At 58.9% G+C, this 21,211-nt stretch carries 24 protein-coding genes and 1 tRNA gene; 7 read left to right on the top strand and 18 right to left on the bottom strand.

Annotated elements, in window-relative coordinates; genetic code table 11:
- Window positions 1–9 precede the first annotated feature (9 nt).
- Window positions 10–798 (top strand): type III secretion system export apparatus subunit SctT, encoded by a 789-nt coding sequence (gene sctT / locus DK870_RS07130; RefSeq protein ID WP_161548327.1) that lies wholly within the window; start codon window positions 10–12, stop codon window positions 796–798.
- Window positions 795–1,892, top strand: a complete 1,098-nt coding sequence (sctU, locus tag DK870_RS07125) for a type III secretion system export apparatus subunit SctU (protein ID WP_161548326.1) — start codon at window positions 795–797, stop codon at window positions 1,890–1,892. The genes sctT and sctU overlap by 4 nt, the downstream gene beginning before the upstream one ends.
- 1 nt (window position 1,893) lies before the next feature.
- Here sctU and DK870_RS07120 read toward each other — a convergent pair whose 3' ends face one another.
- From DK870_RS07120 to DK870_RS07040, 18 genes are all read right to left on the bottom strand, one after another.
- Window positions 1,894–2,265: a transcriptional regulator gene (locus DK870_RS07120; protein WP_161548325.1), complete on the bottom strand. Its 372-nt coding sequence runs from the start codon at window positions 2,263–2,265 to the stop codon at window positions 1,894–1,896.
- On the bottom strand, window positions 2,262–2,465 hold the full coding sequence (gene hrpT / locus DK870_RS29640) for an HrpT family type III secretion system protein (protein ID WP_060754804.1): 204 nt from the start codon (window positions 2,463–2,465) through the stop codon (window positions 2,262–2,264). The genes DK870_RS07120 and hrpT overlap by 4 nt, the downstream gene beginning before the upstream one ends.
- Window positions 2,462–4,594 (bottom strand): type III secretion system outer membrane ring subunit SctC, encoded by a 2,133-nt coding sequence (sctC, locus tag DK870_RS07115; protein ID WP_161548324.1) that lies wholly within the window; start codon window positions 4,592–4,594, stop codon window positions 2,462–2,464. The genes hrpT and sctC overlap by 4 nt, the downstream gene beginning before the upstream one ends.
- Before the next feature lie 14 nt (window positions 4,595–4,608).
- Window positions 4,609–5,016 carry a type III secretion protein gene (locus tag DK870_RS07110; RefSeq protein WP_161548323.1) on the bottom strand — a complete coding sequence of 136 codons (408 nt, stop codon included), beginning with the start codon at window positions 5,014–5,016 and terminating at the stop codon, window positions 4,609–4,611.
- A complete protein-coding gene (locus DK870_RS07105) occupies window positions 5,003–5,239 on the bottom strand; it encodes a hypothetical protein (RefSeq protein ID WP_104995453.1) in 237 nt (78 codons plus the stop codon). The genes DK870_RS07110 and DK870_RS07105 overlap by 14 nt, the downstream gene beginning before the upstream one ends.
- 104 nt (window positions 5,240–5,343) lie before the next feature.
- On the bottom strand, window positions 5,344–5,904 hold the full coding sequence (gene sctL, locus DK870_RS07100; RefSeq protein WP_244384400.1) for a type III secretion system stator protein SctL: 561 nt from the start codon (window positions 5,902–5,904) through the stop codon (window positions 5,344–5,346).
- Window positions 5,905–5,911: 7 nt separating this feature from the next.
- Window positions 5,912–6,493, bottom strand: a complete 582-nt coding sequence (locus DK870_RS29635) for a type III secretion protein (RefSeq protein WP_256679826.1) — start codon at window positions 6,491–6,493, stop codon at window positions 5,912–5,914.
- Window positions 6,486–7,259 (bottom strand): type III secretion system inner membrane ring lipoprotein SctJ, encoded by a 774-nt coding sequence (gene sctJ, locus DK870_RS07090; protein ID WP_090366930.1) that lies wholly within the window; start codon window positions 7,257–7,259, stop codon window positions 6,486–6,488. Before sctJ ends, DK870_RS29635 begins: the two co-directional genes overlap by 8 nt.
- A gap of 7 nt (window positions 7,260–7,266) precedes the next feature.
- Window positions 7,267–7,629, bottom strand: coding sequence for a hypothetical protein (locus tag DK870_RS07085; protein WP_060754810.1), 363 nt, complete (start codon window positions 7,627–7,629; stop codon window positions 7,267–7,269).
- Between the two features lie 418 nt (window positions 7,630–8,047).
- Entirely contained in the window at window positions 8,048–8,962 is a 915-nt protein-coding gene (locus tag DK870_RS07080) for a sigma 54-interacting transcriptional regulator (RefSeq protein WP_161548321.1), read from the bottom strand.
- A gap of 325 nt (window positions 8,963–9,287) precedes the next feature.
- On the bottom strand, window positions 9,288–10,388 hold the full coding sequence (ychF, locus tag DK870_RS07075; RefSeq protein WP_060754813.1) for a redox-regulated ATPase YchF: 1,101 nt from the start codon (window positions 10,386–10,388) through the stop codon (window positions 9,288–9,290).
- A gap of 22 nt (window positions 10,389–10,410) precedes the next feature.
- A complete protein-coding gene (pth, locus tag DK870_RS07070; RefSeq protein WP_003171596.1) occupies window positions 10,411–10,995 on the bottom strand; it encodes an aminoacyl-tRNA hydrolase in 585 nt (194 codons plus the stop codon).
- A gap of 166 nt (window positions 10,996–11,161) precedes the next feature.
- Complete coding sequence (locus tag DK870_RS07065) at window positions 11,162–11,758, bottom strand: 50S ribosomal protein L25/general stress protein Ctc (protein ID WP_060754814.1); 597 nt, start codon at window positions 11,756–11,758, stop codon at window positions 11,162–11,164.
- Between the two features lie 137 nt (window positions 11,759–11,895).
- Window positions 11,896–12,837, bottom strand: a complete 942-nt coding sequence (locus DK870_RS07060) for a ribose-phosphate pyrophosphokinase (protein ID WP_003171603.1) — start codon at window positions 12,835–12,837, stop codon at window positions 11,896–11,898.
- A gap of 46 nt (window positions 12,838–12,883) precedes the next feature.
- A tRNA-Gln gene (locus DK870_RS07055) sits at window positions 12,884–12,958 on the bottom strand.
- A 37-nt stretch (window positions 12,959–12,995) separates the two neighbouring features.
- A complete protein-coding gene (ispE, locus tag DK870_RS07050; protein ID WP_218580446.1) occupies window positions 12,996–13,799 on the bottom strand; it encodes a 4-(cytidine 5'-diphospho)-2-C-methyl-D-erythritol kinase in 804 nt (267 codons plus the stop codon).
- Window positions 13,800–13,848: 49 nt separating this feature from the next.
- Window positions 13,849–14,466 carry a lipoprotein insertase outer membrane protein LolB gene (gene lolB, locus DK870_RS07045; RefSeq protein WP_104995457.1) on the bottom strand — a complete coding sequence of 206 codons (618 nt, stop codon included), beginning with the start codon at window positions 14,464–14,466 and terminating at the stop codon, window positions 13,849–13,851.
- Between the two features lie 4 nt (window positions 14,467–14,470).
- Window positions 14,471–16,195: a tetratricopeptide repeat protein gene (locus DK870_RS07040; RefSeq protein ID WP_161548319.1), complete on the bottom strand. Its 1,725-nt coding sequence runs from the start codon at window positions 16,193–16,195 to the stop codon at window positions 14,471–14,473.
- A gap of 182 nt (window positions 16,196–16,377) precedes the next feature.
- Between DK870_RS07040 and hemA the strand changes: the two genes are divergently transcribed.
- From hemA to murI, 5 genes are read left to right on the top strand one after another with little or no spacing between them, the layout of a single operon-like run.
- Window positions 16,378–17,667 carry a glutamyl-tRNA reductase gene (gene hemA, locus DK870_RS07035; RefSeq protein ID WP_060754818.1) on the top strand — a complete coding sequence of 430 codons (1,290 nt, stop codon included), beginning with the start codon at window positions 16,378–16,380 and terminating at the stop codon, window positions 17,665–17,667.
- Window positions 17,664–18,746 carry a peptide chain release factor 1 gene (prfA, locus tag DK870_RS07030; protein ID WP_060754819.1) on the top strand — a complete coding sequence of 361 codons (1,083 nt, stop codon included), beginning with the start codon at window positions 17,664–17,666 and terminating at the stop codon, window positions 18,744–18,746. Before hemA ends, prfA begins: the two co-directional genes overlap by 4 nt.
- A complete protein-coding gene (gene prmC / locus DK870_RS07025; protein ID WP_161548318.1) occupies window positions 18,747–19,577 on the top strand; it encodes a peptide chain release factor N(5)-glutamine methyltransferase in 831 nt (276 codons plus the stop codon). It abuts the gene before it with no gap.
- Window positions 19,571–20,326 (top strand): molybdopterin-synthase adenylyltransferase MoeB, encoded by a 756-nt coding sequence (locus tag DK870_RS07020; RefSeq protein ID WP_104995459.1) that lies wholly within the window; start codon window positions 19,571–19,573, stop codon window positions 20,324–20,326. The genes prmC and DK870_RS07020 overlap by 7 nt, the downstream gene beginning before the upstream one ends.
- Window positions 20,319–21,113: a glutamate racemase gene (gene murI / locus DK870_RS07015; RefSeq protein WP_161548317.1), complete on the top strand. Its 795-nt coding sequence runs from the start codon at window positions 20,319–20,321 to the stop codon at window positions 21,111–21,113. The genes DK870_RS07020 and murI overlap by 8 nt, the downstream gene beginning before the upstream one ends.
- Window positions 21,114–21,211: the final 98 nt, after the last annotated feature.

Genomic DNA, 21,211 nt, shown 5'->3' with positions numbered 1-21,211 from the left:
GTTACCGGCTTGCTGCTTCTCGTTGATTACCTGCCCAGCCTGCTGGTCGCCATGGCGCGCATCTATCCCTGTGCTTTTCTGGTGCCTGCATTCTGCTTCCAGCACCTTAGGGGGATGCCTCGACACATCATCGTCATGGTCCTCGCGCTGATTCCGGCACCCGGCATCTACAGCGTGCTCAACGGCCAGGACTACTCGGCCTTGATGATCGCTGGGTTGGTGTTCAAGGAGCTGGTGCTGGGGTTCCTGCTCGGGATCTTGCTGGCCATGCCGTTCTGGATGTTCGAGTCAGTGGGCGCCTTGCTGGACAACCAGCGTGGCGCCCTGGCCGGTGGTCAGCTCAACCCTTCATTGGGGCCGGATGCTACGCCCGTGGGCCACCTGTTCAAGCAGTTGGCGATCTACCTGTTGATCGCGACCCTCGGGCTTGGCGTATTGACCCAGGTGATCTGGGACAGCTACCTGGTGTGGCCGCCGACGGCGTGGCTGCCGTCGGTGGCGGTGAATGGCTTCAGCGTATTCCTCGGGCTGCTTGGCGATACGTTCATGCACATGATGCTGTATGCCGCACCGTTTATTGGCGTGTTGCTGTTGCTGGAATTCGGCGTCGCCTTGCTCGGGTTGTATAGCCCGCAACTGCAAGTGTCGACCCTGGCGCCGCCGCTCAAAAGCCTGGCCGGGTTGATGATCCTGATTCTGTACTTTCCCCTGTTGCAGGATTTGATCGTCGGTCGCATGAGCCTGCTGGGTGATCTCAAACACGCCCTGGGCCTATTGCTTCAGGGCTCGACGCCATGAGTGACTCCGGTGAGAAAAAGCACGCGGCGACGCCGAAGAAGTTGCGTGACCAACGTCAAAAAGGCCAGGTCGCGCAGAGCCAGGATGTCGGTAAATTGCTGGTGTTGACCGCCTTGAGCGAGATCGCCTTGTTCACGGCCGAACCCAGCATGCAACGCTTCCAGCAGCTGATGGTGCTGCCCATGTCGCGAATGGGCCAACCCTTCGCACGCGCTTTGGAAGAGGTGTTGCTGGAAAGCCTGATCGTGTTTTTTGCGTTTGCCCTGATGATGGCCGGCGTGGCGATCAGCGTGAAGTTGATCAGCAGCTGGATGCAGTTCGGGTTGCTGTTTGCGCCACAGAGCCTGCAGCTCAACTTCAGTCGCCTGAACCCTCTGAGTCAACTCAAGCAGATGTTCTCGGCCCAGCAGGTCATGAACCTGTTGATGAGCCTGGCCAAGGCCCTGCTATTGGGCGTGATCCTGTATGCCGTGATCGGTCCGTCCTTGGGAACCCTGATCAAGCTGGCCGGTAGCGACCTGCAAACCTATGTCCAGGCGCTGATTGTAGTGTTCCGCCATCTACTGCATGCCTGTCTGGGCTTGCTGTTGGTCTTGGCGTTGATTGACCTGGCGTTGCAGAAGCATTTTTTTGCCAAGCGCATGCGCATGACCCAAGTGGAGGTACTCAAGGAATACAAGGATATGGAAGGCGACCCGCACGTGAAGGGGCAGCGTCGCTCCCTGGCTTATCAACTGGCCCAGGAAGAACCCAAGGTCAAGCTGCCCAAGCTGGAGGAATCCGACATGCTGGTGGTCAACCCGACGCACTTTGCCGTCGCCTTGTATTACAGCCCAGGCAAGACGCCGCTGCCGTTACTGGTGGACAAGGGCACGGATGCGCAGGCACGCGCGTTGATCGACCGGGCGAAAGCCGCCGATGTCCCGGTGGTCCAATGCGTCTGGCTGGCCCGTACGCTGTACGAGAAAAAGCTGGGGATGGGGATTCCTCGTGAAACCTTGCAGGCGGTCGCCTTGATCTACCGGACCTTGCGTGAGCTTGACGCTGAAGCCAAGCGCGAAACCCTGGAATTGCCGGGACTGGAGCGGCGTTGATTCAGCGAGCGGCGCGCCGGTCCAGCGTCTCGAGATTGGCCAGCGAGAGCAGGCGGCTGATGGTTGCGTCGAGCGCCTGGCGCTGTGTCGGCAGTGCATGCCAGATCACCAGGTTGCCCCCGGCGTCCAGGTAGACAAAGCAGCCACTGAAGGCCACTGCTTGTTCAAACCGGCGCTCAAGTGCCCGCTGCAATTGTCGGGGTTGCAAGACGTCGCGGTTCACCTGCAGGGCCAATCCCGGACCGGCAGCCGTATCCATGGCGTAGATGGCAATGCCGGGGCCGACTGGCAGGTGGGCGCCAGGGCCGCCCACCCATGCGTCGCTGAATGCCTTGCGACGCTGCTGGTTATCGGCAAGTGCGTGGGGCGTCATCGTTCCAGCGATATCGTCTGGTAATCCGAACGCTCGCCTGACGGGCCCGACTCGGCCCGCATCTGCGGTGGCCACCAGACCACCAGCGTGTGCTTGCCTGACTGCGGACGTGAGCACGAGTCGCCTTGGCAGGTCGGCGTGCAGCCGGCGACGAGCAGTGCCGCACCGATGAGTGTGGAGCACAACAGTAAAGGCTTCATTGCGGTTGGTTCCGGGTTGGGGTGAGCAGGGAAGGGCGGGAGACGCCGATGTGTTCGTCTTTCACCACTGGACGCATGGCAATAAAGACCTCGGCTTCTTCACCCGGCTTGAGCCAGGCTCGCGGCCAGACGCTGACGGCCAGGGTGTGTGAGTTACTGCACTCCTTTTCATCAATGCGTACATTGCGGTTGAACTGGTTGCGCAGCACGACGACGGCCACGTTGAAGTCCGGGCCGCTGTACCACTGGCTGCGGTCGGTATTGAGCGCCAGCAGATCGCGCGTGACGCATAGGGTATTGAGCCCCAAGGGCAAGGGGGCCGTCTTGAAAGGCTTGGGTACCTGGCCGCTCACCAGATGCGCCAGGGTGCTGGTGATATCGCTGCGCTTGATCACCGGTTGGTGAGGGGCATCGCGCCTGGCCAAGGGTTTGAGGGCGGCTTGCAACTCGGCCTGATCGTCTTGTGGCAGGTAGCGCGAAGGGTCGGCCTGATCGCCGATGACCCGGGGGGTCAGGATGAACAGCCTTTCGCGGCGATTGTTCTGGCGTTCAGTGGAAGAAAACAAAGCCTTGCCCAGCAGGGGAATATCCCCCAGTAATGGGACTTTGTTGTGCTTGTCGGTGCTTTCGCTGACGTGGAAGCCACCGATCACCAGTGAGCGTTTCTCCGCCATCACCGCCTGGGTACTGACTTTGCCACGGCTCACATCCGGTGTTGTGCTCAGGGGGTTGGACTCATTGAAGTTACCGTCTTCGATGTCCACCAGCAGGTGGATCTGATGCTTGCCCCGGGACGTGATGACCCTGGGCACGACCTGGAAGCTGGTGCCGACCGTGACGGGCAAAATGGTTGCGTTCTCGGTGCCGCCGACCAGGTATTGAGTGCGGTTGAAATCGATCACCGCGGGGTGGTTTTCCAGGGTCAGGACCGACGGATTCGAGACCAGGGTCGCCAGGCCGCGGCTTTCCAGGGCCCGTATGTCTGCGTAAAACCGGTCGCGATTTTCAAATGAAAGTTGTGATGACGTACCGGGGCTCGTGTTCACGCCGCCTCGGAAGCGGCTGTTCTGAAACCCCCAATTAACCCCGAATTCACGCAGTTGAGTGCGCTCGATATCCAGGATGATTGCGTCGATTTCCACCAGCTTGCGCGCTACGTCGAGTTGGGCAATCAGGTCGCGATACATGGCCTGGCGTTCGGGCAGGTCATAGATCAGTACCGCGTTGTTGCGCACGTCCGCCTCGACGCGGATTTTGCCGCTGCCGACGGGCGCACGCGGCGTGACCATGGGGCCAGTGCCTGGGGGCTCCGAAGGTGCCGTGGTGCCCAGCATCTGCCCCAGCAACGGGTTGCTCAAGCGAGCGCCGCTCGCCGCGAGCGGTGCGGGTGCGGAAGGGGGCGTGGCACGGGATGACAAGGCTGACGCTGGGCGCGTTTCCAATAGCCCGCGCAGCATATTGGCGACGCCGGGGACGTTGTATTTTTCGCCACGATAATCAATCTGCCGGTCTGCGGCATTGGCAAACTTCAGAGGGAACGTCAGTACGCTCTGTTTTTCATCGGGCGACCGGCGCTGGCTGGCGAACTGTTTAATCTGCTCGATGTAGCGTCTGGGGCCGGAAACCAATATCACACCGTCCTCGGGGAGCTCGCCCCAGCCGAAGCGGCTTTCCAGCAAGCCGATATCAGTCAATGCCTGCTTCAAGTCCGCGATGGTTTCCGAGGAGACCTCGAGGCGTGCGGATTCCTGTTGGTCCAGGGTGCTGATGTACAAAGTGTTGTTGTACAAGTACCACTGGAAACGATGCTCAACGCCCAACCTGTCGAGCAGCGACTGGGGGGTATTGGCGCGGATCTTTCCATTGACGACACCCTCCAGCAGGCCCTCGATCTGCAACTGCGTGCCGAAGGTCTGGGCGAAGTCTTCAAGTACCTCGCGCAAAGGCTTGTGTTCGGCTTCATAGGCATACGCGGTATTTTTCCATTCGCTGGGAATGGCGGCCTGCGCGCTTTGCCAAGGGATCAGCAACCATGGCAGAACGAGCAGGCCGCGCCAGCCGGAGCGCTTTGCAGTTAACCGGGGCGAGGGGGCATGCAAGCCATCAGGCTTGTCGGAGGTATTGTTCATAAGGCGTTCTCTGATTAAGGCGAAAGCGGATGTCGCGAGGCGGGGCGCGGCGCACGGGCAGGGCGTGCAAGGCGGGCCATGACTGCCCGCCAGGTGTCACGCTGATTGAGCAGCGCCTCGAGGCTTTTCTGCACCTGCGTCGGGTTTGGCGCGTCGTGCAGGCACTCGAGCAACCACAGCGCGCCATGGACCGGGTCTTGGGCGAGCGCCCCTGGAAAATGATGCAAGCTGGCGGCGCCCGGACGCATCCAGTTCTCCAACTGGGCATTGGTGGGCACGTGCTGAGTGAGTTCAACGCCCAGTACCAGCGCGCCGCTGTCACGTTGCAGGACGATACGGCTATCGCCTTCAGTCAAGGTGATCTGCGGATCGGAACCGCTCAACCAGCGCGCCAGGTCATCCTCACCTTCAAGGGATTCCATCAAAGACGATCTTCCCTTTATCGGCCATGTGATTGGTCATCGCGAAGGTTGAGGTCATCAGTTGGTTGGCATCCATCTTGAGCTCAAAGGCCTGTTCCAGTAAGGCCGCGAACGTTTCGTTATCGAGCGGCTCTTCTGAGGCTTTCTTCATCTGTTCGAGGTGGCGGTTGACGGTATCCAGTTCCCTGTATTGCCGTTGTTGCTGGCGGTAATCAAAACTCATGGTCGGCTCTCCGGTGGCTTTGCCGCTATAAGTGGCTAAAGGCTGGTAACGGTTCCACGCCAAGAGTTTTGAAAGGCAATGTAATCAGCGTTGCCGGAAATTCCTTACCTGCCGCGGGACACGGGCTCAAGCAATAGCAGGCCATCAACGGTAGAGCGCCACTCGATGTGGAAGCTGCCTTCGTCGGTTTCCAGTATGAGTGTCTCGGCCGCCAGGGAGTCATCAAGGCGCAGGCACCAGGGGGCCTCAGTGTGAAGCTGCAGCCATTGCTCGACCTGCACGTGGTCCTGTGGGTGGCAGACCAGGTTGGCTGCGATTGCCGGGACTTGCGTGTTCAGCAGTTTTTTAAGCAAGGCGTTGAGGCGCTCGGCGGGAGGTGTCAGCTCCAGCAGGCTGATCAGCGCCTGATTGGTGACGGAGGTGGCAATCTGCTCGAGGCGCTCGCAAATGGCCTGGCGTTCTACTTCCCAGCGTTCGAGCTGGCGATTGGCACGCTGCCAGAACTCGACCTGGGCCTGTTCAAGCAATTGCTCGCTGTGTGCCTGAGCCTGGCGCAGCAGCGCGTCGGCTTGGGCCTGGGCGTTTTCGAGCAACTGCTCGGCCTGTCGGCTGTCGGCAAGGACAGCTCGGGGAATCAAGGCATGCGGCAGGCTTGCGGTGGGCATCGACAGTTCAATCTTGCGTCGGCATAACATGGTGCGGGGGCACTCCGGAGGGGGCAGCGTGAAAGTCGTCTTCCGCCGCAGCGGTGGCACGCCAGATGACCGCCTGCCAGACAGTGTCCAGTTTGCTTCCCACTTGCGGTAGGTATTGGCTTTCGAGTTCCAGTACCCGACGGCGCGCAAAACTGAGGCGCAAGCGTTGCCACACGGTGTGATCGACCCAGGCGCGCAGATGATGCAGAGGGTCTTCACTGGGTTGTCGGGACGAGGAGGGCAGGGCCATGGATAGGCGGGCGCACCACTGGCGCTGGTCATGATTCAAAGCGGTATCGCGCTGTGGGTGGTAAATGCCGTCGACCAGGGTCAGCATCAACGCTTGTTGTTCAGGCGGTGCCAGTACCATCCGCAATAGCGCTGCAGAGGGCTGGATCGGCAGGCAGGGCGTGATGCCCAATGCGCGACTGATCAGCTCATGCCGGCCGCGGCATAACGCCAGGCTGACGGGTGAGTTGAGATCGAAGGCGACCCATGGATGCTGCGAACGGCTCCAGGGGCAGGCCCACCAATGCACCCAGTCACGGATATCAGGCATGTGGTGGCGAGCTCGAAGGTGATGCGGTTCGCGTCTTGCGAAGCCATAGAGCAGCGGCAACGAGTGACACTATCAAGAGGATCAGCAAGACCGTCACACAGATCTGCCAAAAGGCCAGGTCAGCCTCGGGTACTAGAAACGCGCCGAAGTAGACCAGTCGTTCGCGCTCGATATAGGTCGCGGCCGGCACGAACGTAACGGTGAGTTTTTGCGGGTTGTCCGCCGTGGTGCTCATGCCGGGGATGCTGCTGGCAACCATCCTGCGCACGCGTGGCCTGATGTTGTCCGGCTCCAGCCTTGGATCGTGCTTGATAAAGACCGAGGCTGAAGCCGGTTGTACGGGTTCGCCCGGCGCTACACGCTCGGGCAGCACAACATGGACGCGGGCAACGATGACCCCATCTATGTTGGATAGCGTCGCCTCCAGCTCCTGGGACAAGGCATAGATATAGCGCGCACGCTCTTCCAGCGGGGTGGAGATGACCCCTTCCTTGCGAAAAATTTCACCGAGTGTGGTGCGCGCGGTTTTTGGCAGCCCTGCCGCCTCCAGCGTTCGAACCGCACGGGCGATATCGCTTGTGCGAACCCGTACCACGACACCGTCTTTCTCCAGCGCTTTCTGGGCACGGATATGCTTGTCCGCCAGTTCGGCGATCACATCGTTGGCTTCCTGCTCGGACAGTTGGCGGTGAAGGTCAATGCGTTCACCACAGCCGCTCAGCATGAACATCAGCGCAAGTAATAAATAAATGAAACGCGTGCGCATAAGCGGCCTACTGCAAGTTGGTGGTTTTTTCTACCATCGAAACGCAGTGCTTAATGATTTTCACCGACACGGTCAGGACCTCTTTGCTTTCAGCCAGCGCCTGGGGGACTTGAACTGATTTTATCGAGTTCTTGTTTTTCACCAGGTCGCTCAAACCCTTGGAGACATCGTTGGCACGCGTTCTCAGATAGTTGGATTGCTCGGCCAGAAAGTGCGTGCCGATGGTGGGGGGTGGTGTTTTCACGCTGTCATTGGTTGCCAGGGCTGACGCAAAAAAGTGGCTGTCGATGGTGCTGTCAGCTCCCGTCGTGGCTTCGGCGATTGGAAGCGGTGTGGAAGGCGGCGAGGCCCACTCGTTTTTTAAAAGCATGTAATCTCCACCCATTGCACGAGATTGATAACGAAGAGAGTTGCCTCCCTTGCAAACCAGGCAAAGGAGGCAATAGGGTCAGGGCCTGTTCGCGCCTATTTGCTGCATTATTTTGGTGAGTTTTTCGACAAGAATACTGGTGCGGGTGAGCTCGACGTTTTCCGCATTCTTAGTTTCTTGCAGTTCCTTTGTCTGGAGTATTGCCTGTTCGTTTGTGAGACGTCCGAGTGAGGAAACATTGTTAATAGACATATGCAGTACCTTTTTAAGATTGGATCTTGCTAAGTGCTCAGCACTGTGTGTTTAAAAGCTAGCGAGCTAGTGCTCATGTTATGGGTGGCGGAAGAGGCTTCAACGGTTCCTGATGAGTATTGTTTAGTTATTTCTGGATATTTCGTCGGTGTTGTCTGTTAACGGCCTAGTTGAATATGTTCAGGTGTTTCAAACGGTAGTAAAGCGTGCGCTTCGGGATTCCCAGTTCCACCGCCACACTTTCCACACAATCGGCATGACGTTTCAGGGAGGCCTCAATCAGTGATTTCTCGATTTGTTGCAGTTTTTCCTTGAACGGTTGCACCCTCTGCTCCACCAGCGGTTCGCACAGGGGCGGCAAGCCCAACACAAAGCGCTTTGCCGCTGAACGCAGCTCCCGGATGTTGCCGAGCCAGCCGTGACACAGCAATTGTTGGAACAACGTAGGGGAAGGCGTCGGTGCGGCGCATTTGAAGTGCTCGGCTTCCTGTTGAACCATGCTCAAGAACAACGGAATGATTTGCTCCTGGCGAGTACGCAGCGGTGCGAGGCGGATGCTGACAACATTGAGCCGGAAGAACAGATCGCGCCTGAAGGTACCTTGTTCAACCATGTCATGCAGCGATTGCTGGGCAGAGGCGATCACACGCATGTCTACCGGGATGAAACGGGTCGACCCCAGACGTTCCACTCCGCGAGACTCCAGTGCACGCAATAGCTTGGCTTGCAGCGCGAGGGGCATGCTATCGATTTCATCCAGATACAACGTGCCTAAATGCGCGGCTTCAATAAACCCGGCACGTGACTGCACCGCGCCGGTATAAGCGCCGCTGTTCACACCGAACAATTGGCTTTCCGCCAGGCTTTCCGGAATCGCCGCGCAGTTCACGGCGACGAAGTTTCCTCGACGCCCGGATAAACGATGAACGCGTTGGGCCAGTGTGTCTTTGCCAGTCCCCGTTTCTCCTAATAACAGAATGTCAACATTGAGTGTTGCAGTGCTATTGATTGTATGCTCGATATCGGAACTTTCATTGAGTGGATGGTCTGTTTCGTGTTCTTCTTGAAAGACGGCCGACATAGTGTGGATGCTCTACTCTCACGTTTAATTCACTGTGGGTGGCGCAAATGATAAAGGCCACTCAGTAGAGCTTAAATTGCGAAGAATGTCATGAGTTCTTCAATGGATAATCGCAGGAAGTAGAGTGGGAAAAGTTGGATTGAGTGAGCGGTTAAGTTGTGCAAGTGCTTTTTTGTTTTTAACGCCGCACAGCAAGTAAGAATAATCTTAAAGTAGTGATGAGTGGAGGCAAGTAACAGCTTGTTTGTGGTTTTAAATCCAACGCCCACAAAAAAGCCGATGCATTGCATCGGCTTGATGTTGTAGCGAAGTCTTGCGGTAATGCTTACACGTTAAAACGGAAGTGCATCACGTCGCCATCCTTGACGATGTATTCCTTGCCTTCCAGGCGCCACTTACCGGCTTCCTTGGCACCGGCTTCACCCTTGTACTGGATAAAGTCGTTGTAGGCGATCACCTCGGCGCGGATGAAGCCTTTTTCAAAGTCGGTGTGGATCACACCCGCAGCCTGTGGCGCGGTGGCACCGACCTTGACGGTCCAGGCACGGACTTCTTCAACACCGGCCGTGAAGTAGGTCTGCAGGTTGAGCATTTCGTAACCGGCACGAATCACGCGGTTCAGACCCGGCTCTTCCAGGCCCAGGGCCTCAAGGAACATGTCTTTCTCTTCGCCGTCTTCAAGCTCGGCGATTTCCGCTTCGATCTTGTTGCACACAGGCACAACCACTGCGCCTTCTTCCTCGGCGATGGCCTTGACCACGTCGAGCAGCGGGTTGTTCTCGAAGCCATCTTCGGCGACGTTGGCGATGTACATCACAGGCTTGGTGGTCAGCAGGTGGAAGCCTTTGATCACGGCCTTCTCATCCGCGCCCATGTTCTTCATCAGGCTGCGTGCCGGCTTGCCTTCGGTGAAGTGAGCGATCAGTTGCTCCAGCAGGCCCTTCTGGACCACGGCGTCCTTGTCACCGCCTTTGGCGTTGCGTGCGACTTTCTGCAGTTGTTTCTCGCAGCTGTCTAGGTCAGCGAAGATCAGTTCCAGATCGATGATCTCGATGTCGCGTTTCGGGTCGACGCTGTTGGAGACGTGAATCACGTTCTCGTCTTCGAAGCAGCGGACCACATGGGCGATAGCATCGGTTTCACGGATGTTGGCCAGGAACTTGTTGCCCAGGCCCTCACCTTTCGAGGCACCGGCCACCAGGCCGGCGATGTCGACGAATTCCATGGTGGTCGGCAGGATGCGCTTCGGATTGACGATAGCCGCCAGTGCGTCCAGGCGAGGGTCCGGCATCGGCACGATGCCGCTGTTGGGCTCGATGGTGCAGAAGGGGAAGTTCTCCGCCGCAATACCGGACTTGGTCAGGGCGTTGAACAGGGTGGATTTGCCGACGTTGGGCAGGCCGACGATGCCGCAATTGAATCCCATGGTGTTTTCCCCTCGGTAAGAGTCAGGCCTTCTGGCTGTGCAGGTTTTTCATCGCACGGTTCCATTCACCGGCGAAGATATCCGGCAGCACGCCGAGGGCAAAGTCGATGCTGGCATCGAGTTTTTCCTGTTCGGCGCGTGGCGCACGACCCAGGACGAAATTTGAAACCATACTGGCGACGCCTGGGTGGCCAATGCCGAGCCGCAAGCGGTAGAAATTATTCTGATTACCCAACTGCGCAATGATGTCGCGCAGACCATTATGCCCACCATGCCCGCCGCCCAGCTTGAGCTTGGCGACACCGGGAGGCAGGTCCAGTTCGTCATGGGCCACCAGGATTTCTTCGGGTTTGATCCGAAAGAAGCCCGCAAGCGCCGCGACGGCCTGGCCACTGCGGTTCATGTAGGTGGTGGGAATCAGCAGACGAACATCCTGACCTTGATGCGAGAAGCGTCCGGTCAGGCCAAAATATTTGCGATCGGCCGCAAGGTTCACACCTTGTGCGTGGGCGATACGCTCAACAAAAAGGGCCCCTGCGTTATGCCGGGTCTGTTCGTATTCGGCGCCTGGATTTCCCAGGCCAACGATCAGTTTAATGGCAGTCACGACAGGGGCCCTTCTTTTGGAGTTGTGGATAAGATCGCCAGACCTGAGTGCGGCGAAAGTGGACGACATTACATCATTTACTCAAGAGTAAACGCCGCGTTATCGCCCGCTTTCTCGCTACGTCTCGGTCCGCGATGTTTCCTCAAACTCCGGCAATACAGAGTAATTACTCTGCAGCGCCTTCTTCAGCTTCTGGAGCAACGCGTGGAGCGTGAACGTTGGCAACAGCTTTGTCATCACCGTGAGCCAGTGCAACGAACTCAACGCCTTTTGGCGCCTTGATGTCGGACAGGTGAACGATGGCGCCGATTTCCAGAGCCGACAGGTCGACTTCGATGAACTCAGGCAGGTCTTTCGGCAAGCAGGTCACTTCGATTTCGTTCAGAACGTGCGAGATCTCGCCGCCTTTCTTGACCGGAGCTTCTTCACCAACAAAGTGCACAGGCACGATCGCGGTCAGTTTCTGGCCGGCAACAACGCGAACGAAGTCAGCGTGCATGATGAATTGCTTGGACGGGTGACGCTGCATCGCTTTAACGATGACGTTCTGCTTGGCGCCATCGACGTTCAGCTCGATCACGTGGCTGTAGGCAGCTTCGTTTTCGAACAGCTTGGCGATTTCTTTGGCCAGGATGGTTACGGATTCAGCTGGCTTGTTGCCACCGTAAACAACAGCAGGGATGTTGGCGGCGTGACGCAGGCGGCGGCTCGCACCTTTCCCCAGGTCAGTACGCGCTTGGGCGTTCAGAGTAAAGTCAGTCATTTTGTATCTCCAAAATAGCCATTATCGAGGGGCGTTTGCGACCAGCGCCGTACTCGATATGGGCAAAAAAGCCCCGCCCCGACAGGATGCCGGGGCGGGGCGCTTTTCGTCAGTGAGGTGTTCCGAAGGTTTGACCCTTAACGGAACATCGCGCTGATCGATTCTTCATTGCTGATGCGGCGAACCGCCTCGGCAACGACCGGTGCGATATCCAGTTGGCGGATACGCGCACAGGCTTGAGCGGCGGCGGACAACGGGATGGTGTTGGTCACCACCAGTTCGTCCAGCACGGAATTCTCGATGTTCTCGATCGCTCGGCCCGACAGCACAGGGTGTGTGCAGTAGGCGAAGACTTTAGCCGCACCGTGCTCTTTCAAGGCTTTCGCCGCGTGGCACAGGGTGCCGGCGGTGTCGACCATGTCATCAACCAGAATACAGGTACGCCCTTCGACATCACCGATGATATGCATCACTTCAGAGTGATTGGCTTTTTCACGGCGTTTGTCGATGATCCCGAGGTCCACGCCCAGGGATTTGGCAACAGCCCGTGCACGCACGACGCCACCAATGTCCGGGGACACGATCATCAGGTTTTCAAAGCGCTGATCTTCGATGTCATCCACCAATACTGGGGAGCCGTAGATGTTATCTACCGGAATATCGAAGAACCCCTGGATTTGGTCAGCGTGCAGGTCAACCGTGAGAACACGGTCGATGCCTACCACGGTCAGCATGTCAGCAACGACTTTCGCGCTGATAGCCACACGTGCGGAACGCGGACGGCGATCCTGACGGGCATAACCAAAGTAAGGGATTACAGCTGTGATTCGAGTCGCTGAGGAGCGGCGGAAGGCATCAGCCATCACGACGAGTTCCATCAGGTTATCGTTGGTCGGAGCGCAGGTCGGCTGAATAATGAAGACGTCTTTACCGCGAACGTTTTCATTGATCTCGGCTGTAATTTCGCCGTCGGAAAACTTGCCGACAGAGATGTCACCGAGAGGGATATGCAGCTGACGTACGACACGTCGAGCCAGATCGGGGTTAGCGTTCCCCGTAAAGACCATCATCTTGGACACGCGCAGTACCTAGAGGCTGAGGGTAACCTGGATGAGTATTAGAAAATGGCAGGGGCGGCTGGATTCGAACCAACGCATGGCAGGATCAAAACCTGCTGCCTTACCGCTTGGCGACGCCCCTGTATCTGTTGCAACGAGTGCCTAACACTCGATTCCTTTTAGAGCAGACTTTGCAGCTTGCGATGCAACATCGAAACGTTGCTTCCCTTTGCTACAAACCCTGTAAGGGTCTCTGTAAGAAGGGCCGAGACTTTATCAGCTTCAGCTTTGTTTGGGAAGCCCCCAAACACACAACTTCCAGTTCCGGTTAATTTTGCTTCGGTAAAATTACCTAACAAATTCAGAGCGTTACGTACCTCTGGATAACGCCTTGCTACAACCGGTAAGCAGTCATTTCGACTGTTTCCCTTGGGAACGGGGCGCACTTTAATGGGAGAAGAGTTACGTGTCAACAACGGATCTGAAAAAATTTCTGCTGTACTTACAGATACTTGCGGAACAAGCACGACGTACCACGGCTCTTCGGGGTATTCCGGCGTGAGTTTCTCCCCCACGCCCTCAGCGAAAGCGGCCCGTCCGTGCACGAAAACCGGGACGTCGGCGCCTAGCGTCAGGCCCAGCGCGGCCAGGCGATCAAGGTCCCAGCCCAGTTGCCACAAGTGATTCAGACCCAGCAGTGTGGTCGCGGCATTCGAGCTGCCACCACCGATTCCGCCGCCCATGGGTAGAATTTTATCGATCCATATATCGATGCCCAGTGAGCAACCGGATTGTTCCTGAAGTTTTTTAGCCGCCTTCACAATCAGGTTGCTGTCGTGGGGCACGCCTTCGAATTCGGTGTGCAAGCGGATCACGCCATCGTCGCGCACGGCGAAGGTGAGTTCATCGCCGTAGTCGAGAAATTGAAATAGTGTCTGCAATTCGTGATAGCCGTCTTCACGGCGACCGAGAATGTGCAGCATCAGATTGAGTTTGGCAGGCGAGGGTAGGGTCAACTTTTCTACGGTCACGTTATTGCCCCAGCTTGCGCGGTTGCCAGTCCTTGATCACCAGGGTGACGTCCAGGTCGGTGCCATGCAGCTTGATACGCTCCGGCAGCCAGTAGCCGCCCTGTTCTACATAGCTGAGGTACTCGACCTGCCAGCCATCCTGCTCCAGTGATGCGAGGCGGCTGTCGCCATTGAGGCTCAGACGGCTCTTGCTGTCCGGTGCGGGCAAGCCGCGCACCCACCATACAAGGTGCGACACGGGCAGTTTCCAGCCAATCTGTTCTTCCAGCAGCGCTTCCGGCGATGCCGCTTCATAGCGCCCCTGGTTGGCCACTTCGAGGCTCACCTGGCCGGGTCGACCGGTCAGGCGAGCTGCGCCGCGACCGAGCGGGCCGGACAGGCGAATATCGTAGTAGTCCTGGCGTTGCAGCCAGAACAGCGTGCCGCTGCCCGAGTCTTTCGGCGCGCGCACTCCGACCTTGCCCTCTATCTGCCAGCCATCAATGCTGCTGAGCTGGTTTTTGTGCTGTTTCCATTGCCCTGGGTTGCCCTGGCCTTCAACGGATTCGCGGCTACCGACACCCGCGCAACCGGCGAGCAGGGCAATAAGACTGAACACTACAATGTGGCGCAAGAACATAAGCTTAAAGGGTCTCGGATCCGGTCAGGCGCTTGATGGTGCCGCGCAGAATGGGGCTTTCGGGTTGTTCCTTGAGGAATTTTTCCCAGATTTGTCGCGCTTCGCGCTGCTTGCCGTTGGCCCACAGCACTTCACCCAGGTGGGCGGCGACTTCCTGGTCGGGGAAGCGTTCCAGTGCCTGGCGCAGCAGGCGTTCCGCTTCGTCCAGGTTACCCAGGCGGTAATTCACCCAGCCCAGGCTGTCGAGTACGGCTGGGTCTTCCGGGTTGATCTTGTGCGCTTGCTCGATCAGCGCCTTGGCTTCGTCGTAGCGCGTGGTGCGATCAGACAAGGTGTAACCCAAGGCGTTGAGTGCCATGGCGTTCTCGGGGTCGCGCTTGATGATCAGGCGCAGGTCTTTTTCCATCTGCGCCAGGTCATTGCGTTTTTCCGCCTGCATGGCGCGGGTATATAGCAGGTTCAGATCATCGGGGTATTGCAGCAAGGCTTGTTGCAGCAATTTCCAGGCGCGCTCGCCCTGCTTGTTGGCGGACAAGGTTTCGGCCTGGATCAAGTACAGCTGGATCGCGTAGTCCGGTTCGGCATCGCGGGCCGCAGCCAGGCGTTTTTCCGCTTCATCGGTACGGCCGTTGCTCATCAGGATATCGGCCTGGCGCAACTGGGCGGGCAGGTAGTCGTTACCTGGGCCGACCTGGGCGTACTCCAGCAGGGCGGCCTGGGGATCATTACGCTCTTCAGCAATACGGCCAAGGTTCAGGTGCGCCGAATCCACGTGGCTTTCCCGCGCAATCAGCTCCTCCAGGTAACCCTTGGCTTCGTCCCAGGCCTTGGCTTCCAGGCATACCAGCGCCAGGGAATAGCGCAGCTCGTCATCGTCCGGGTACTGCTGGACCAGGTTGGCGAACTGTACTTTGGCGTCCTCCATGCGGTCCTGCTCGACCAGCATTCGCGCGTAGGTCAGGCGCAGGCGCTTGTCGTCCGGGTATTTCTTGATGCTTTTTTCCAGCAGTGGAATCGCTTCCTTGCCGCGATTGAGGTTCTGCAGCAGGCGTGCGCGCAGCAGGATCGGAGCGATCTCGCCCTCTTCCGGCGGGTTCTGTTCCAACAGCTTCAGGGCTGCGTCGGCTTCGTCATCCTGTTGCAACAGCAACGCCTTGCCGAAAATCAGCTGGCTGTTCTTCGGATGCTTTTGCAGCAGGCGGTCGAAACCCTTCATCAGGCCATTACGCGTGTCCTGGTCGGTATCGGCGGCCGACAGCGCGAGGAAGTCGAAATGGGTGTCACCCTTGCCTTGCAGGACTTTCTCCATATAAACCATGGAGTCGTCATAGCGCCCGGCGCGTGCCAGTTGAACGGCCGCGGCCCGCTGGGCCTCCAGGTCGTCCGGGGCGTTTTTTGCCCAGATCAGCGAGCTGTCCAGCGCAGCCTGGTCGGCGCCCAGGTATTCGGCGATGCGAAACGCCCGCTCGGAAATGCCGGGGTCCTGGGTGTTGATCGCCTGGGTCACATAGTTATCCAGCGCAATATCGAAACGATTTCGCTGGCCGGCCAGTTCCGCCGTCAGCAGGCTGTAGACCGTATCTTCACTGAACGAGGAGTAAACCTTGGGCTTTTCAGGGGCGGGAGTGCTGTCTTCCACCGGTGGCGTACCGTCCGGCGATACGGGTGCCATGGCCTGGCAGCCGCTGAGGAAGACAAAAGCAAGGAGCAACGCGGAGGATCTATTCATATAGGAAGAGGACGACTAACCTGCGGTCGGATCATCATGACACAAGCCTTCGGCCAAACATAACCGAGTCTCAGTTGATGCCTTTATAGACACAAGGCATTAGGACAATAGCCTACGGTGGTTGTTCTGAATCATTCGAAGTAGGACAATTGTCGGCTTCCCGACATCATCAGCGATATTGAATGGCCTTCCTCGCACTCGGTATTAACCACAAGACTGCTACCGTAGACGTGCGCGAGCGCGTGGCGTTTACGCCAGAGCAGTTGGTTGAGGCCTTGCAGCAGCTCTGCCGGCTCACCGACAGCCGCGAAGCTGCAATCCTTTCGACCTGCAATCGCAGCGAGCTTTATATAGAGCAGGAGCATCTTTCAGCGGATGGGGTACTGCGCTGGCTGGCCGATTACCACCATTTAAGCCTCGACGACCTGCGCGCCAGCGCTTATGTGCACGAAGAAGATGCGGCAGTTCGTCACATGATGCGCGTCGCCGCAGGGCTCGACTCGCTGGTGTTGGGCGAACCGCAAATCCTCGGCCAGATGAAGTCCGCCTATGCCGTGGCCCGCGAGGCCGGCACCGTGGGGCCGCTGCTGGGCCGCCTGTTCCAGGCCACTTTCAATTCGGCCAAGCAAGTGCGCACCGACACGGCCATCGGCGAAAACCCGGTATCCGTGGCGTTTGCCGCCGTCAGCCTGGCCAAGCAGATTTTCAGTGACCTGCAGCGCAGCCAGGCGCTGCTGATCGGCGCCGGTGAGACCATCACGCTCGTCGCCCGGCACCTGCACGACCTGGGCGTCAAACGTATCGTGGTGGCCAACCGTACGCTTGAGCGCGCGAGCATCCTGGCCGAGCAGTTCGGTGCGCACGCTGTTCTGCTCTCGGACATTCCGGCCGAACTGGTGCGCAGCGATATCGTGATCAGCTCAACCGCCAGCCAGTTGCCGATCCTGGGCAAGGGCGCGGTGGAAAGCGCACTGAAACTGCGCAAGCACAAGCCGATCTTCATGGTCGATATCGCTGTTCCCCGCGATATCGAACCCGAAGTCGGCGAGTTGGACGACGTTTACCTCTATAGCGTCGACGACTTGCATGAAGTGGTCGCCGAAAACCTCAAGAGCCGCCAGGGCGCTGCCCAGGCCGCAGAGGAAATGGTCAGCGTCGGCGCCGAAGATTTCATGGTGCGCCTGCGTGAACTGGCAGCGGTGGATGTACTCAAGGCGTATCGTCAGCAGAGCGAACGCCTGCGCGACGAGGAGTTGGCCAAGGCCCAGCGGTTGCTGGCCAACGGCAGCAGTGCCGAAGAGGTGTTGATGCAACTGGCCCGTGGCCTGACCAACAAGTTGCTGCATGCACCCAGTGTGCAGTTGAAAAAGCTTACCGCCGAAGGCCGCCTTGATGCGCTGGCCATGGCCCAGGAACTCTTTGCCCTCGGTGAGGGCGCGTCAGATAGCTCTTCGGATAAAAAACCGCAATGAAAGCGTCACTGCTCAATAAACTGGATGTGCTCCAGGACCGTTTCGAAGAACTGACCGCCTTGCTCGGCGATGGTGAGGTCATCTCCGATCAGACCAAATTCCGCGCCTATTCCAAGGAATACGCCGAAGTCGAGCCGGTGGTCGCCACCTATAAGAACTTGCTGAAGGTGCAGGCCGACCTCGAAGGCGCCCAGGCGCTGCTCAAGGACAGCGACCCGGACATGCGTGAAATGGCCGTGGAAGAAGTCCGCGAGGCCAAGGAAAAGCTGGCCGAGCTGGAAGGCGACCTGCAACGCATGTTGCTGCCCAAAGATCCGAACGATGGCCGCAACGTGTTTCTCGAAATTCGCGCCGGCACCGGTGGTGACGAGGCGGCGATCTTCTCCGGCGACCTGTTTCGCATGTACTCGCGTTATGCCGAACGTCGTGGCTGGCGCGTGGAGATCCTGTCCGAGAACGAGGGCGAACACGGTGGCTATAAAGAAGTCATCGCCCGGGTTGAAGGCGACAACGTCTACGGCAAGCTCAAGTTCGAGTCCGGCGCGCACCGTGTACAGCGGGTTCCTGCGACTGAGTCCCAGGGCCGCATCCACACCTCGGCGTGTACCGTGGCGGTGTTGCCCGAGCCGGACGAGCAGGAAGCCATCGAGATCAACCCGGCGGACTTGCGCATTGACACCTACCGTTCGTCGGGTGCCGGCGGCCAGCATGTGAACAAGACCGACTCGGCGATCCGGATCACCCACTTGCCGTCGGGGATCGTGGTGGAGTGCCAGGAAGAGCGTTCCCAGCACAAGAACCGTGCGCGGGCCATGTCCTGGCTGTCGGCCAAACTCAACGACCAGCAGACCAGCGCTGCCGCCAACGCGATTGCCAGCGAGCGTAAATTGCTGGTCGGGTCGGGTGACCGTTCCGAACGCATTCGTACCTACAACTTTGCCCAGGGCCGGGTCACCGACCACCGCGTCAACCTGACCCTTTATTCCCTCGACGAAATTCTTGCCGGCGGCGTTGAAGCGGTGATCGAGCCGTTGCTCGCTGAGTACCAGGCTGATCAATTAGCGGCGATCGGTGAATAAATGACCATCATCGCCAGCCTGCTGCGCGCCGCCGACCTGCCCGACTCGCCCACTGCGCGCCTGGATGTGGAACTCTTGCTGGCGGCTGCCCTGGGCAAATCGCGCAGTTACCTGCACACCTGGCCGGAGAAAATCGTCAGCAGTGAAGACGCGCTGACCTTCGCCGGTTACCTGCAGCGCCGCCGCAGCGGCGAGCCGGTAGCGTATATCCTCGGCCAGCAGGGCTTCTGGAAGCTGGACCTGGAGGTCGCGCCCCACACGCTGATCCCGCGTCCTGAAACCGAACTGCTGGTGGAAGCCGCCCTGGAACTGTTGCCCGCATCGCCCGCCAAGGTCCTCGACCTGGGCACCGGCAGCGGCGCCATTGCCCTGGCCCTGGCCAGCGAGCGGCCGGCCTGGCAAGTCACCGCCGTCGACCGGGTATTGGAAGCCGTGGCCCTGGCCGAGCGCAATCGCCAGCGCCTGCACCTGAAGAACGCCAGGGTGTTGAACAGCCATTGGTTCAGCGCCCTGCTAGGCGAGCGCTTTGATCTGATCATCAGCAACCCGCCGTATATCGCCGACAACGATCCGCATCTGGTCGCCGGCGATGTGCGTTTTGAGCCGGCCAGCGCACTGGTGGCGGGCCACGATGGCCTGGATGATTTGCGGTTGATCAGCCAAGCGGCGCCTGCTCATCTGAATGCCGGTGGTTGGCTGTTGCTCGAGCATGGTTACGACCAGGCGGCCGCCGTGCGTGATCTGTTGCTGAGCCAGGGGTTCGAACAGGTGCACAGCCGCATCGACCTTGGCGAGCACGAACGCATCACCCTGGGGCGCCGGCCATGCTGACCGACCAGGAGCTGTTGCGCTACAGCCGACAGATTCTGTTGCAGCATGTCGACATCGAAGGTCAGTTGCGCCTGAAAAACGGCCGGGCACTGATCATCGGCCTCGGCGGGCTGGGCGCGCCGGTCGCGTTGTACCTGGCGGCTGCGGGTGTGGGCCAATTGCACCTGGCGGATTTCGACACGGTCGACCTGACCAATCTGCAACGCCAGATCATCCACGACACCGACAGCGTTGGGCAGACCAAGGTCGATTCAGCCATGCGCCGCCTGACGGCCATCAACCCTGATATCACCTTGCTTGCCCACCGTGTGGCGCTGGATGCCGATTCCCTGGCGGCGGCGGTGGCGAATGTGGATGTGGTGCTCGATTGCAGCGACAACTTCTCCACCCGTGAGGCCGTTAACGCAGCCTGCGTCGCCGCTGCCAAGCCATTGATCAGCGGCGCGGCGATTCGGCTTGAGGGGCAGTTGTCGGTGTTCGATCCGCGTCGCGCCGACAGCCCGTGCTACCACTGTTTATATGGGCACGGCAGCGATACCGAACTGACTTGCAGCGAGGCCGGCGTCGTCGGGCCTCTGGTGGGGCTGGTCGGTAGCCTGCAAGCGCTGGAGGCGTTGAAGCTGCTCGCCGGTTTTGGTGAACCGTTGGTGGGCCGCTTGTTGCTGGTCGATGCCTTGACCACACGGTTTCGCGAACTGCGGGTCAAGCGCGACCCGGGCTGCAGCGTGTGCGGGACTCAGCGTGGATAAGGGCGCGCCTATCGGTGTGTTCGACTCCGGCGTCGGCGGCTTGACGGTGCTGGATGAAATTCAACGGTTGTTGCCCCATGAGTCGCTGCTGTATGTCGCGGACTGTGGGCATATTCCCTACGGCGAGAAAAGCCCGGCGTTCATTCTCGAGCGCTCCCGCACAGTCGCCGAGTTTTTCCGCAAGCGCGGCGCCAAGGCGTTTGTGATCGCCTGCAACACCGCGACTGTCGCCGCCGTCGCTGACTTGCGCCAGGACTACCCCAACTGGCCTCTGGTGGGAATGGAGCCCGCGGTCAAGCCAGCGGCTGCCGCTACGCGCAGCGGCGTCGTCGGTGTACTTGCCACTACCGGTACCTTGCAAAGTGCCAAGTTCGCCGCCTTGCTCGACCGCTTCGCTACCGACGTGCGGGTGATTACCCAGCCTTGCCCGGGGCTGGTGGAGTTGATTGAAACCGGCGACCTCGTCAGCCCTGCGCTGCGCACTATGTTGCAGGGTTATGTCGAACCGCTGCTCAACGCCGGCTGCGACACCATTATTCTGGGCTGCACCCACTACCCATTCCTCAAGCCGTTGCTGGAGCAGATGCTCCCGCCGAGCATCATTCTGATCGACACCGGCGCCGCCGTGGCACGTCAGCTCAAGCGATTATTGGGCGAGCGTGACCTGATAAGCACTGATAAGCCTGAACATGCGCAGTTCTGGACCAGTGGTGATGTCGATCATTTAAGAAATATCTTACCGACACTATGGAAATATCCTTGCGTTGTGAGTAGTTTTGGCTCGTGAAAAATTCGTGAAAAAACCTCGGTTAGAAGCTGAACTTCTGACACTACGCAGGCTTCTATACCGAGTTAGCCCTTACATATCACTCTAACTCCGTTCTT

Source organism: Pseudomonas sp. Q1, from assembly GCF_009935975.1.
Lineage (GTDB): Bacteria > Pseudomonadota > Gammaproteobacteria > Pseudomonadales > Pseudomonadaceae > Aquipseudomonas > Aquipseudomonas palleroniana.
Note: the sequence above shows the minus strand (reverse complement) of the source record. Positions and strands in the feature narration are given on the sequence as shown.

Coding starts and splice junctions, on each gene's coding strand:
- prfA (WP_060754819.1), top strand. CDS start 17,664: ATGAAAGCGTCACTGCTCAATAAACTGGATGTGCTCCAGGACCGTTTC.
- DK870_RS29635 (WP_256679826.1), bottom strand. CDS start 6,493: ATGCCTGATATCCGTGACTGGGTGCATTGGTGGGCCTGCCCCTGGAGC.
- DK870_RS07020 (WP_104995459.1), top strand. CDS start 19,571: ATGCTGACCGACCAGGAGCTGTTGCGCTACAGCCGACAGATTCTGTTG.
- ychF (WP_060754813.1), bottom strand. CDS start 10,388: ATGGGATTCAATTGCGGCATCGTCGGCCTGCCCAACGTCGGCAAATCC.
- sctU (WP_161548326.1), top strand. CDS start 795: ATGAGTGACTCCGGTGAGAAAAAGCACGCGGCGACGCCGAAGAAGTTG.
- hrpT (WP_060754804.1), bottom strand. CDS start 2,465: ATGAAGCCTTTACTGTTGTGCTCCACACTCATCGGTGCGGCACTGCTC.
- sctC (WP_161548324.1), bottom strand. CDS start 4,594: ATGAACAATACCTCCGACAAGCCTGATGGCTTGCATGCCCCCTCGCCC.
- hemA (WP_060754818.1), top strand. CDS start 16,378: ATGGCCTTCCTCGCACTCGGTATTAACCACAAGACTGCTACCGTAGAC.
- DK870_RS07105 (WP_104995453.1), bottom strand. CDS start 5,239: ATGAGTTTTGATTACCGCCAGCAACAACGGCAATACAGGGAACTGGAT.
- ispE (WP_218580446.1), bottom strand. CDS start 13,799: ATGCTGCACATTCTCGGTCGCCGTGAAGACGGCTATCACGAATTGCAG.
- DK870_RS07040 (WP_161548319.1), bottom strand. CDS start 16,195: ATGAATAGATCCTCCGCGTTGCTCCTTGCTTTTGTCTTCCTCAGCGGC.
- sctJ (WP_090366930.1), bottom strand. CDS start 7,259: ATGCGCACGCGTTTCATTTATTTATTACTTGCGCTGATGTTCATGCTG.
- DK870_RS07080 (WP_161548321.1), bottom strand. CDS start 8,962: ATGTCGGCCGTCTTTCAAGAAGAACACGAAACAGACCATCCACTCAAT.
- DK870_RS07120 (WP_161548325.1), bottom strand. CDS start 2,265: ATGACGCCCCACGCACTTGCCGATAACCAGCAGCGTCGCAAGGCATTC.
- lolB (WP_104995457.1), bottom strand. CDS start 14,466: ATGTTCTTGCGCCACATTGTAGTGTTCAGTCTTATTGCCCTGCTCGCC.
- DK870_RS07110 (WP_161548323.1), bottom strand. CDS start 5,016: ATGGAATCCCTTGAAGGTGAGGATGACCTGGCGCGCTGGTTGAGCGGT.
- DK870_RS07065 (WP_060754814.1), bottom strand. CDS start 11,758: ATGACTGACTTTACTCTGAACGCCCAAGCGCGTACTGACCTGGGGAAA.
- sctL (WP_244384400.1), bottom strand. CDS start 5,904: ATGCCCACCGCAAGCCTGCCGCATGCCTTGATTCCCCGAGCTGTCCTT.
- DK870_RS07085 (WP_060754810.1), bottom strand. CDS start 7,629: ATGCTTTTAAAAAACGAGTGGGCCTCGCCGCCTTCCACACCGCTTCCA.
- prmC (WP_161548318.1), top strand. CDS start 18,747: ATGACCATCATCGCCAGCCTGCTGCGCGCCGCCGACCTGCCCGACTCG.